The sequence below is a fragment of the Kitasatospora sp. NPDC054795 genome (assembly GCF_053611565.1).
On record NZ_JBSHAP010000012.1, the window covers coordinates 39,671 to 51,692 of the forward strand.

7 protein-coding genes are annotated in these 12,022 nt (G+C 75.5%); 5 read left to right on the plus strand and 2 right to left on the minus strand.

Translation table 11 applies throughout. From position 1 onward, the window contains the following. Nucleotides 1-7 precede the first annotated feature (7 nt). The gene (gene eccD, locus ACWGJO_RS06520; protein WP_452182459.1) at nt 8-1,399 is read right to left on the minus strand and encodes a type VII secretion integral membrane protein EccD; all 1,392 of its coding nucleotides are present in this window, start codon (nt 1,397-1,399) and stop codon (nt 8-10) included. 170 nt (nt 1,400-1,569) lie between these two features. On the opposite strand from eccD, the gene eccCa reads away from it, so the two are divergent. Beyond that, nucleotides 1,570-5,532 (plus strand): type VII secretion protein EccCa, encoded by a 3,963-nt coding sequence (gene eccCa / locus ACWGJO_RS06525; protein ID WP_452182460.1) that lies wholly within the window; start codon nt 1,570-1,572, stop codon nt 5,530-5,532. Beyond that, on the plus strand, nt 5,532-7,889 hold the full coding sequence (locus ACWGJO_RS06530; RefSeq protein WP_452182461.1) for a hypothetical protein: 2,358 nt from the start codon (nt 5,532-5,534) through the stop codon (nt 7,887-7,889). The genes eccCa and ACWGJO_RS06530 overlap by 1 nt, the downstream gene beginning before the upstream one ends. Before the next feature lie 22 nt (nt 7,890-7,911). Here the strand turns inward: ACWGJO_RS06530 and ACWGJO_RS06535 are convergent, their stop codons facing one another. Continuing rightward, nucleotides 7,912-8,355, minus strand: coding sequence for a DUF4259 domain-containing protein (locus tag ACWGJO_RS06535; protein WP_452182462.1), 444 nt, complete (start codon nt 8,353-8,355; stop codon nt 7,912-7,914). A gap of 273 nt (nt 8,356-8,628) precedes the next feature. Here ACWGJO_RS06535 and ACWGJO_RS06540 point away from each other — a divergent pair, with 273 nt between their 5' ends. From ACWGJO_RS06540 to ACWGJO_RS06550, 3 genes are all read left to right on the plus strand, one after another. Beyond that, nucleotides 8,629-9,708 (plus strand): hypothetical protein, encoded by a 1,080-nt coding sequence (locus ACWGJO_RS06540; RefSeq protein ID WP_452182463.1) that lies wholly within the window; start codon nt 8,629-8,631, stop codon nt 9,706-9,708. A 220-nt stretch (nt 9,709-9,928) separates the two neighbouring features. After that, complete coding sequence (locus tag ACWGJO_RS06545) at nt 9,929-10,366, plus strand: hypothetical protein (protein ID WP_452182464.1); 438 nt, start codon at nt 9,929-9,931, stop codon at nt 10,364-10,366. 92 nt (nt 10,367-10,458) lie between these two features. Further along, nucleotides 10,459-11,946: a hypothetical protein gene (locus ACWGJO_RS06550; RefSeq protein WP_452182465.1), complete on the plus strand. Its 1,488-nt coding sequence runs from the start codon at nt 10,459-10,461 to the stop codon at nt 11,944-11,946. Nucleotides 11,947-12,022 lie beyond the last annotated feature (76 nt).

The window sequence follows — 12,022 nt, forward strand, 5'->3', positions numbered from 1 at the left end:
GCCCGGCTCAGCCGGCCAGGCCGCGCAGGGTGTGGTAGACCCCGCAGGCCTGGAGCGCCAGCGGCAGCAGGGCCAGCGCGGACAGGGTGTGCAGGACGTCCGCGAGGCGGCCCCAGTAGGGCAGCAGACGGCGGCCGGGCACGGTCCAGGCGGCGACGAGGAGGGCGGCCGTCAGCGTCAGCAGGACCGCGAGCAGGAGCAGCCGGTCGGTGGCGGAGGCACCGGCGGCGGCGCGGGTGAGCAGCACCAGGCCGCCGAGGACGCCGGGCAGCAGGACGGCCAGGCGCTGGCGGATGCTGCCGACGGCCCGTCCGTGCAGCAGGAGCAGCAGGCTCAGTGCGCCGGCCTCGGCCGGGCCGGCCCAGCCGTCGGCGAAGGGCAGCACGGTCAGGCAGACGGCGCAGACGGCGCCGATCGCGGTGTGCAGGGCCATCAGGTAGTCGTCGGCGACCAGGGCGCGGGGCAGCACGGCGGCGGCCGGGACCGGCTCGATGTTCTCCTGGAGCTCGTCCGCGTTGCGCGGCAGCATCGGCAGCCGCAGCCCGGAGAGCCGGAACGCCAGCGAGGGCACGAAGGCGCCGACCAGCACGGCCACCACCCCGACCACCGCCACCAGCTGGGCGAGCGTCATCCCGGCCAGCACCAGCATCCCCGACAGCACCCCGAGCAGCGCGACCAGCGCCACCCCGAGGAACAGCGGCGCCGCCGCCCCCACCGCCGCCAGGGCCAGCACCGCCGCCCCGGCCCCGGCCGAGGAGGCCGCCAGGATCCGGGCACCGAGCAGCTCGCCCCCGCCGGACCCGCCCGGCCCGTTCGGCAGCAGCAGCGCGGCGAGCGCCAGGTACGGGACGGCGGCGGCGCCCAGCGCGGCGCCCGCGCCCGCGTCGGCCATCGCCCGGGAGGCGCTGGCCGCGCCGAGCAGCAGCAGGACGGCGACCGCCGCGGCGGCGGCCTCGCGCGGGGCGGCCGGGCCGGGCAGGGCGAGCAGCACCCAGCCGGCCGCCAGCGCCGTCAGCGCCAGGGCCAGCGAGAGGACCCGGGTGAGGGCCGGGCGCCAGGTGTCGCCGCGCTCGTTCATGCCGGTGGCGACGCCGTCCACCAGATCGTCGAAGTGCACCTCCGGCAGGGCCTCGTGGCGGGCCCGCAGGTACAGGGCGTCGCCGTCGTGCAGGCCGAGCGCCTCGGCGGTGCGCTCCTCGTCCAGCGGCTCCTCGCCGAGCCGCTGGAGCACCCAGCCGCCGTGCTCCAGGCCCTCCTCGGCGAGCCCGGGACCGGCGTGCCCGAGGACGGCGGGCAGCAGGTCGGCCAGGGGCACATCGGCGGGGACGGCCAGCTCGAAGGCCGTCCCCGGCGCATGGAACCTCAATCGGCACAGTCCTGCCACGACACTGCTGCTCACGCCGGTCCTCCGGTTCGCTGGGCGGTGGTCCGCCTCTCCGCCCGGATGAACGGCCTGCCCGGCGTGCTGCGTTCAACCGGTGTGCCGCGGTCGAACCCCGCACCGCTGAACCTCCGGTGCCGCGCCGTCCGTCACCCAGAGGGAACGGCCGTGGTGAGAAGGAGCCCTGAGTGAGCGTGGAGCTGATCAACCGGACGCCCCGGCGTCCGGGGCCCGAGATGCCGGACGGCGAGATCCAGCTCCAGGAACCGCCGGGCCTGCCGGAGAAGCAGAGCGGCATGGCCAGCGTGATCAGCATGGCGCCGATGGCGCTCGGCTCGCTGTCGATGGTGTTCATGTTCCTGCACCCGGGCGGCGGCGAGGGCAGCGGCGGCATGCTCAGCTACGTCGCGATGGGCATGATGGCGCTGTCCGCCGTCGGGATGCTGGTCACCCAGCTGATCCGCGGCTCCAGCGACCGCAAGCAGCAGCTGCGCGCCGAGCGCCGCGACTACCTGCGCTACCTCTCCCAGATGCGCCGTCAGGTGCGCCGCTCGATCGACGCCCAGCGCAAGGCCCTGGCGTGGCGGCACCCGGCGCCGTCCGAACTGGGCTCGCTGGTCGGCACCACCCGGCTGTGGGAGCGACGGGCCTCCCACCCCGACTTCAGCGACGTCCGGATCGCGCTCGGCGCCCAACGCCTGGCGACCCCGCTCGCGCCGCTGGCCACCAAGCCGGTGGAGGACCTGGAGCCGCTCTGCGCCCACGCGCTGCGCCGCTTCATCCACGCCTACGGCACGCTCGCCGACCAGCCGATGGCGATCCACCTGAGGGGCTTCGCCCACCTGCTGCTGCGCTCCGACGACCCCGAGGCCGCCCGCTCGCTGGTGCGGGCGGTGCTGGCCCAGCTCGCCGTGGTGCACGGCCCGGACGAGCTGTGCATCGCCGTCGTCACCGACCCCGAGCGGCGGGCCGAGTGGGAGTGGGCGAAGTGGCTTCCGCACGCCCTGCACCCGACCGACACCGACGGCGCGGGCCCGGTCCGGCTGGTCGCCGGCAGCCTCGGCGAGGTCGAGCAGCTGCTCGGCGAGGAGTTCACCGGCCGTCCCGGCTTCGAGCCGGACGCCGTACCGGCCCGGGACGAGCCGTTCACCGTCCTGGTCCTGGACGGCCCCGGCGCCCACTCCGGCAGCCGCGCCGCGCTGGCCGGCTACCGCAACGCCGTCCTGATCGACCTCGCCGACTCCCTGGAATGGCGCCCGGCCCGCACCACCCTGCGGCTGCGGATCGAGGACGGCCGGCTCACCATGGTCGGCGCCGACCGCAACCGCAAGGACGTCGTCACCGACCTCGGCCGCCCCGACGGGCTCCCCCTGCCCGCGGCGACCCGCCTCGCCGCCCGGCTCGCCCGCTACCGGATCGCCGACGGCGTCGACGCCGCCGAACCGCTCGCCACCGACTTCGACCTCACCGCCCTGCTCGGTATCCCCGACCTGCACGCCCACGACGTCGAGGCCCTCTGGGCGCAGCGCGGCATCCCGCAGCGGCTGCGCGTCCCGCTCGGCCTCGGCCCGGACGGCCGGCCCGTCGACCTGGACCTCAAGGAGTCCGCCCAGGGCGGTATGGGCCCGCACGGCATGCTGATCGGCGCCACCGGCTCCGGCAAGTCCGAGCTGCTGCGCACCCTGGTGCTGGCGCTCGCCGTCACCCACTCCTCCGAGGTGCTCAACTTCGTCCTGGTCGACTTCAAGGGCGGTGCGACCTTCCTCGGCCTGGACACCCTGCCGCACACCTCCGCCGTGATCACCAACCTCGCCGACGAGGCCGCCCTGGTCGACCGGATGCGCGACGCCCTGCACGGCGAACTCGTCCGCCGCCAGGAGGTGCTGCGCGAGGCCGGGTACGCCTCGCTGCTGGACTACGAGACCGCGCGCGCCGCCGGCACCGCGCTGCGGCCGCTGCCCACGCTGTTCGTGGTGGTCGACGAGTTCAGCGAACTGCTGTCCGCGCACCGGGACTTCATGGAACTGTTCGTGATGATCGGCCGGCTCGGCCGCTCGCTCGGCGTGCACCTGCTGCTGGCCTCGCAGCGACTCGACGAGGGCCGGATGAGCGCCCTGGAGTCCCACCTGTCCTACCGGATCGGCCTGCGCACCTTCTCGGCGATGGAGAGCCGCGGCGTGCTCGGCGTCCCGGACGCCTACCAGCTGCCCTCCCAGCCCGGCAACGGCTTCCTGCGCAGCGACATCTCCACCCTCACCCGGTTCAAGGCCGCGTACGTCTCCGGCCCGTACCGTCCCAAGCGCCGTGCCGCCCAGCAGGCCGCCATCGCCGGGCAGGTCGTCGCGTACGGCACCGACTACGTGATGCCCCGGCAGCTGCCGGCGGCGGCGACCGAGACCGAGGAGGAGCAGGTCTCGGCCGGCTCGCTGCTGGAGATCGCGTCCGGCCGGCTCCGCGACGCCGGGCCGCCCGCCCACCGGGTCTGGCTGCCGCCGCTGGACGTCCCGCCCACCCTCGACGAGCTGCTGCCGCCGCTCGTACCGCACCCCGAGCGCGGCCTCACCACCGAGGACCGGGCCCGGCACGGCACCCTCGGCCTGCCGGTCGGCGTGGTCGACCGCCCGTTCCACCAGCTGCGCGACCTGCTCACCGCCGACCTCTCCGGCGCCGGCGGCCACGTCGGCATCGCCGGCGCCCCGCAGAGCGGCAAGAGCACCCTGCTGCGCACCCTGATCACCGGGCTCGCGCTCACCCACACCCCGCGCGAGGTCCAGTTCTACTGCCTGGACTTCGGCGGCGGCACGCTCTCCGCGCTGCGCGGTCTGCCGCACGTCGGCGGAGTCACCGGCCGGCACGACAGCGAGCGGGTGCTGCGGACCGTGGCCGAGGTCAACGGGATCATCATCCGCCGGGAGAAGTACTTCGCCGAGCTCGGCATCGACTCCGTCGCGTCCTTCCGCCGCCGCCGGGCCGCGGGCGAGCTGCCCGACGAGACGCACGGCGACGTCTTCCTGGTGGTCGACGGCTGGAACACCCTGCGCCAGGAGTTCAACGACCTCGTCCAGCCGCTCACCCTGATGTCCCAGCGCGGCCTCAACTACGGCGTCCACCTGGTCGTCGGCACCACCCGCTGGGGCGAGATCACCGGCGGTCTGCGCGACCAGCTGCAGACCCGCTTCGAGCTGCGGCTCGGCGACTCCGTCGACTCGATGATCAACATGCGGGCCGCCGCCAAGGTGCCCAAGCTGCCCGGCCGCGGCCTCAGCGACGAGCAGCTGCACTTCCTCTCCGCGCTGCCCAGGATCGACGGCTCCGGGAGCACCGACGACCTCGGCGAGGGCGTCGCCGACCTGGTCGACGCCGTCGCCGCGCACTGGACCGGGCCGCGCGCCCCCGAGGTGCGGATGCTGCCGCTCGTCCTGGACGCCGAGCGGCTGCCCGCCCCCGAGGGCCGGCTGCGGGTGCCGATCGGCCTGGAGGAGACCGAGGTCTCGCCGCTGTGGCACGACTTCGAGGAGAACCCGCACCTGCTGGTGGTCGGCGACAGCGAATCCGGCAAGACCAACCTGCTGCGGCTGATGATCAAGGCCATCACCACCGCCTACACCCCGGCCGAGGCCAGGATCATGCTGGTCGACTACCGGCGCGGCCTGTACGACGCGGTGCCGGAGGAGTACCGGCTCGGCTACGCGGTGGCCGTCGACAAGCTCCGCCAGATCGTGGACGGCGCGTCCCGGGCGATGAAGAACCGCGTCCCGCCCGCCGACATCACCCCCGCCCGGCTCAGGCTGCGCGACTGGTGGACCGGCCCCGAGCTGTTCATCCTCGTCGACGACTACGACCTGGTCGGCTCGGGCAGCGGCGGCCACCCCTTCAACGTGCTGCTGGAGGACCTCGCCCAGGGCGCCGAGATCGGCCTCCACGTGGTCGTCGCGCGCGGCGCCAACGGCATCGGGCGATCGCTGGGCGACCCGCTCATCCGCAAGCTCCAGGAGGTCAACTCGCCCACCCTGCTGATGTCCTGCCCGCCCTCCGAGGGCTACCTGTTCGGCAACCTCAAGCCCCGCCAGTTCCCGGCCGGCCGCGGCCTGTACATCACCCGGCGGCGGACCGTGCAGGTGCAGACCGGGCAGCTGGCGGAGGAGGAGTGATGGGCGCCTCGACGCTGCGGGCGCTCGGCCCGCACTACGTGATCGCACTGCCCGGCGCGGAGGCGCACGGACTGGCCGAGGCGCTGGCGCCGGTACGGGCCGAACCGCGGGCCCTGCTGCTGCTCGCCGCCGCCGAGGACGCGGCACCCGTGCTGCTGGCCTCGCTGGACGAACTCGCCCGGGCCGCGCGCGAACGCGACGCCGACGTGCTGGTGCTGGCCGCCTCCGGGCTGGCGGCGCTCGGCCCGGACGGCCGCCGGCCCGCCGAACTGCTCGCCAGGCGCTGCGGGTTGACGGTCGTCGCGCCCGACGCGGTGGTCAGCGTCGAGCCGGACGGCACCCTGCCGGCCGTGAACGGGACGTGGTGGCGCTGCCGGCCCGGCGGGGGCGCGGAACCACTCGGCGGCCGCTGGCCCGCCGCCGCGACCATCACCCCGCTGGCCGGCGGGGCGTTCTGGGTCACCGAGGCGGCGGTGGGGCCCGCCCGGCCCGCCGTGCTGGAGCGGGCCGCCGCACCGCGGGACGGGCTGCTGCTGATCATCGGCGAGCCGGCCGGGCCGCTGCCCAGCGGCGCCCAACTGGCCAACGCGGCGGTGCTGCTGCAGGAGACGGCCGGACGGACGGAACACCTCGTGCTGAGCGCGCCGTGGGCCGCGCCGGTCGAACTCATCGAACTGGCGGCGGTGCTGGCGGCCTCGCTCCGGCAGGAGGTGCGGGCGGCGATCGGCGTGCCGGTGAGTGCGGCGGGGGCCGCCGGGCCCGACGTGCGGACCGTCCACGTGGCGGCGGACGGCGGCGAGGGCTGGGAACCGTACCTCACCGAGCTGGTCGCCCGCCCGAGCGAACGCACCGTCACCGCCGTCGGCTGGCGCACCCGCCCCGACCTGCCCCCGGCCCCCGGGACGGCCCGCTACCCGGCCTTCCCCGGCTGGGAGCTGGAGGCGGTGGCGGCCGGACTGTGGCTGCGCCCGGCCGCCACCGCGGACCGCGGCCCCCGGCTGCGCCGGCCGGACCCGGCGCGGCCGGTGCTGGTCGTCGGCACGCCGGGCCGGCCGGTGCCGGAGACGGTCTGGGACCACCTCGGTGCGCTGCTGGGCTCGCTCCCGACCGGGGCGGCGCGGCTCGCGCTCGCGGTGGCGGGGATGCTGGACGTGGAGTCGGCGGCGGTGGGGCGGTTCTGCGCGCGGCTGTACGGGCTGGACTGGATCGGGGCGGAGTCGGTGGCGGTGGAGCCGTGGCCCCGGGCCGAGGCCGAGGCTGCGGTTGAAGCCGAGGCTGCGGTGGAGCCGGTGGCCGTGCCCGATCCCGAACCCGAACCCGTGCCCGCTCCCGAACCGGTGACGGTGCCGGAGCCCGCTGCCAGGGTGTCGACCTCGGGCGGGGCCTTCGTGGCGGAGACCTCAAGGGAAACCGGCGAAGGAACAATATTGCTCCCTGAGGCGGTCGGTGAGGAGCCCGAGGCGGCCCCCGAGCCCGAGCCGGTCCCCGAGCCGGTCCCCGAGCCCGAGCCCGAGCCCGAGCCGGTCCCCGAGCCCGAGTTGGTCCCCGAGCCCGACCCGGTCCCCGAACCCGTGACACCGGTGGCGCCCGTGACGCCCCCGCCCGCGTCGGCGGCGCCGCCCGAGGCGGACCCCGCCACCCCCGCCGAGGACGGCGCGGCTCTGGCCGCCCGGCTCGGCCCCGCCTACCAGCGCCTGGCGCGGCGGGCCGAGGACGTCGCCTCCCGGCTGCCCGCCCTGCGTGCCCGGGCGGAGGAGGGCGAGCAGGGCCCCGAACTGGTCGCCGTCCTGCTGCAGCACGGCGACTGCGGCCCGCTGGCCCCGCGCGCCGAACTCCTCGCGGCGGCCCGGTCCGGCGCGCCCGGCCCCTACGGCCCGTACCTGCGCTGCCTGGCCGCGGGCCTGCGGCGGCTGCCCAGCCACTACGGCGGTGTGCTGGTCGCGGGCCCGGCGCAGGACTGCGACCTCGCCGCGTACGCCCCGGGCGCGGTGCTGACCGAGCGGGCCCCGGTGACCGGCCTGGCGGCGCCTGGAGCGGACCTGGGGGAGGACATCGGGATCGAGTTCGCCATCTGGTCCGTCAGCGGCCGCCGCAGCTCGGCCTTCGGCGGTCCGGGCGACCAGCCGACGGTGATCTTCGCCCCGGGCACGGAGTTCGAGGTGGTCGACGTCGAGCCGGCCGCCCCGGAGGAGGGCCGTCCGGCCCGGGTGCTGCTCCACGAGATCGGCGGCGTCCGCCCGGGCCCGGACCGGCTGCGCACCTGGCTCGCCCGCCGCGACGCCGTCGCCCCCGCCGACCGCGTCCGCCCCGCCGACCCGTCCCGCTACGCCCTGGCGCTGGGCGCCGGCACCGACTGACGGTCGAATCGGCGGAGCCCGGCTAGAGGTCGAACAGCGCGTCCTGCGACTCGGGATCGGGCGCGAGCACGGCGCGCAGGCGCCTGACGGCCTGGCGCCACTTCGTGCCGCCGGGCGCCTCGTCCCAGAGCTCGGCGAGCTCGGACGCCTCGGCGACCACGCGGTGGAGCGCCTCGACGGCGAGCGACCGCAGACCGGTGGCGAAGACCGGAAGGGCCTGGTCGGGCCGGTAGCTCGTGTCGACCGGTGCGTCGCCGGGGCACTGGGCAGCGACGAGGGCCGCGGCGGCGACGGCCTCCGTTCCTTCGCGGTACTCGAGGTACTCCGGCCGGCCCCGGGGCGGGACGGTGCGGATCAGCGCCGTTCGGACCACGGCCTCCCGTTCGCGCTCGGCGGCCTCGTCCAGGGCGTCGGCGAAGTCCGCCGCCGTGTCGTTGTCGAACGGACCGATGCCCCAGGTGCCCATGGTGGTCTCCTCGCGTCACTGCGCGGTGATCGTCCCAGCGACCACCGACAGGTGCGGGGCGGCCCTCCCCGGTGAACCCCGCGCCGTCGGCCGGCCGTCGGGGCCGACAGCGCGCGGGGTGCGGCACGGAGGTGGCGCGCCTGTGCGCTGGGGGGCATCCTCCTGTGCGCGCAGTGGCAACCACGGTGACCACGACGGACGAGACTCCTCACCCGAATGCCACGTACGGAACGCCGGACGTCGCAGGTAAACGGCAGGGAGGTCGTTGTGTCCTTGGTTCGTCAGCGTATGGCCCGCGGCTGGCGCGCGGTGCTGGCCGCATTCGCCGGGGTGGTCCTGGTACTGGCCGGCACGCCCGGTCCGGCGCAGGCCGCGGAGACGGAGTGGATCAGTCTCGACGGAAATCAGTCACGGGTGCTGTCGGCGGTGTACTCGGCGACGATCGGCGGTGCCACGTACGACGTCGCCCGGGGCACGGACAACAACATCTGGTTCCGCTACAACGGCGGGAGCTGGCACGCCCTCGGCGGAGACAACGCGTCCAGGACCACGTCGCCGCCGCGCATCGTCGAGTTCCCTCCGGGGCGTGCGATGGTCGTCATCCGAGGCCTGGACGGGGAGATCTGGTACAGCCAGGCGAACAATGGTTCCCTGAACTACTGGACGAACTGGGTGCGGCTCCCGGCCGGTGCCAACGCGATCGGCAGCCCGATCCTCACCATCAGCTCGGCCACCCGGGACCTCATGATCGAGGCACCGAACGCCAACCGGCGCATCAACATCACGTTCCTGAGGAACTACAACGGAACACTGACGGCCGACGGCTGGCGGGTGACCTCGCACGCGCTCCTCGGCACCAACGCCACCGACATCGAGGGTGACAGCCAGATCGCCGTCTACGGCACCGAGTACTACCAGTCGGTGCTGCGCAGCTTCTTCACGGGGACCGACCACCGCGTGTGGCGCGAGACGACGAATCCCACGACCGGCGCGGTCCTGGGCCTGTCCGAGGTGGACGGCGGTGGCGAGTGCGCCAGCGGCGTGGGGGCGGCGCGACTCGGGAACCAGACCACCGTGGTCAGCCCCGGTCAGACGGGCTACTCCGACCAGCAGCGTGTCATGATCTCCTGTGTCGGAAACGACGGGTACGTGTGGGAGACCACGTCGAACGACGGCGGCCGCACTTTCGACGGCTGGCGCCGCCCGGCCGGCGCTCCGGCCCCGTCGGCTTCGACCCCGGCGGTGTTCCCGACGCCCCTGGGGAACGTCTCGTGGACGATCGCGATCAGGTGGAACGGCGCCAGGAGCACCCTGTTCCCCGACAACGCGGCGGTCGCGAAGCGTATTTGGTAGATCTGAGGGAAGTCCCGCGGGGAGCACGGCCGGAAGCCCTTCCGGCCGTGCTTGCCGCCGTGGTCACGGAACCCCGGTAAGGCCTCCTCGTGTCACCGCGCGCTGGATCCTCCCAGCGACCGCCGACGGGCGGGGCACGGGTGTTCCGGTGAACCCCGCGCCGTCGACGGGCCGTCGGACGGAACGTAGGGCTGTGGTGATCGGCAGGAGGAGCACGGGGATGGGCGAGACGGTGAACGGCGGGTTCCGGCTGGCGGCGGTGTTCGACACGGTGGATCCGGTGACCGGTCCCGGGTTCGCGCCGGACCGGCCGAGGCTGGCGGCGGGGACGGAGCGCGAGGCCGTCGCCCGGTACCTGCGGGCCGGGGCGACGGTGCTGCTGACGCCGATGCTGATGGACGACGTGGTCGACCCGGGGCGGCGCGGCGTCGTGCCGATGGGCTTCCGCACCGACGGCCGGTGGATCTGGACCGACACCGTGACGTACTACCTGGAGGAGTACGGGCTGGCGCCCGACCCCGAGCTGCTCGCCCACGTGCGCGAGCAGCTCGACGAGCCGTGGACGCAGCCCTCGGCGGCGGTGCTGGAGCAGGCGGTGTCCTTCGTGCTGTCCCCGCCGGAGGCGGCCGCGGAGCCGGTCTGGACGGTCGGGAGCTGAAGCGCGCCGGCCGGCCGAACCGGTCCGGCTGAACCGGTTCGGCCACGCGGGCCGTAGCTCCCCACAGGAGTGTCGTCGAACGCAGGGGATGCATGGTGGGCGAGGAGCAGCGCGGCGAGCCGGAGCGGAGGGCGGGCGGCTTCCAGCTCCCGGCGGTGAACTGGGCGTTGGCGGCCGAGGCGGACCCCGGGGAGCGGGCGGAGCCGGCGCAGGAGCCCGCGAGTGCCGCGACGGCGGTGCTCCCGTCGCCGTCGGGTGCGGGTGCGGGTGCGGGTGCCGGTGCCGCGGGCGCCGCGACGGGCGGGGCACGGACCGGACCGAAGCCCGAGGCCGGATCGACGCCCGAGGCCGAGCCCGAGGCGGAGCCCGAGTCCGAGGCGCCGACGGGTATCGGGCCGGCGCCGCTGCCGTCCCCCGTCGCGGCCTCGACCGCCCCCGGGGCGCCCGAGGCGCTGGCACTCGCCGCTGTCGCGTCCGCCGAGCCGGCCGGTGACGGCGCCACGGACCCGGGACCGCGCCCCGGCCGGGTCTCCCGGCCGATGATCGCCGCGGCCGTCGCCGTCGGCCTGGTGCTGGTCGGCACCTCCGTGGTCGTCACCCAGCTCGGCGGCAACGACCCCAAGCACGGGCCCGCCCAGGCCGACGTCCCGCCCGGCTACGGGCAGGGCGGCGGGGACGGCGGCAGCGGCTACGTCCCCGGCTTCGACGAGCACGGCGGCACCGGCGGGGGCGCCCCGCCGGACGGGCAGCCGGGTGCGGTGGTCCCGCTGCCCGACGGTTCGGCCGCACCCTCGCCGGGCGACCAGGCGGCCTCGGCCCCCAACGGCGCCGTCGTCCCCAACGGCGCCGGCGGTGCCGGTGCGGCCGCCCGTCCCGGCGGTGGCGCGGCCAACCCCGCCCCGGGCGGCGGGACCGACCGCTCCCAGGGCGGCGCGGCGGCCGCCTCGGGCGGCTCGGCCTCCGGCGGCACGGGTGGTGGCGCGGCCAACCCGGCCCCCAACCAGCCCCCGGCGAACCCGCCGGCCGCGCCGCCACCGGCGGCCCAGCAGCCCGCGCCGCCGCCGGCCGCCGCCAAGCCGCCGGCACCGGTCACCGTGATCGCAGGCCCGTACTGCTCGGGCGGCGGCCAGTACAAGACCAACGGCTGGTACGACCAGGGAACCAAGGGCTGGCGCAACAACTCGGGCGGCTACAGCGGCGACGGCTGCAACGGCACGTACGCCTCGATGCCGATGTCCGGCGACGCGAACAAGGACGACAACAGCAACTCGGTGGTCTGGACCTTCACCGTGGACAAGGTCAGCAGCTGCACCCTGTCCGTCTACATCCCGGGCAGCGGCGACGTGAAGCAGGTCGGCGGCAACCCCAGCCTCTACACGGTGCAGAGCGGTGGCGGCCAGATCGGCTCGTTCTCCATCAACCAGACGGCCAGCCGGGGCAGTTGGGTGAACCAGGGCCCGTTCTCCTACCGCGGCCCGATCTCGTTGACGCTGCACAGCCGCGGCCTGGACTGGTCGGGCAGCACCGAGACGTTCGCCCACCACGCCGCCGCCGCCGTCCGCGCCACCTGCACGGCCTGACCCCGCCCGAACCCCCCTGAACAACCCGACCAACCCGAACCGAACAACAACGCCCCACGACGAAGGGAACCCCAGG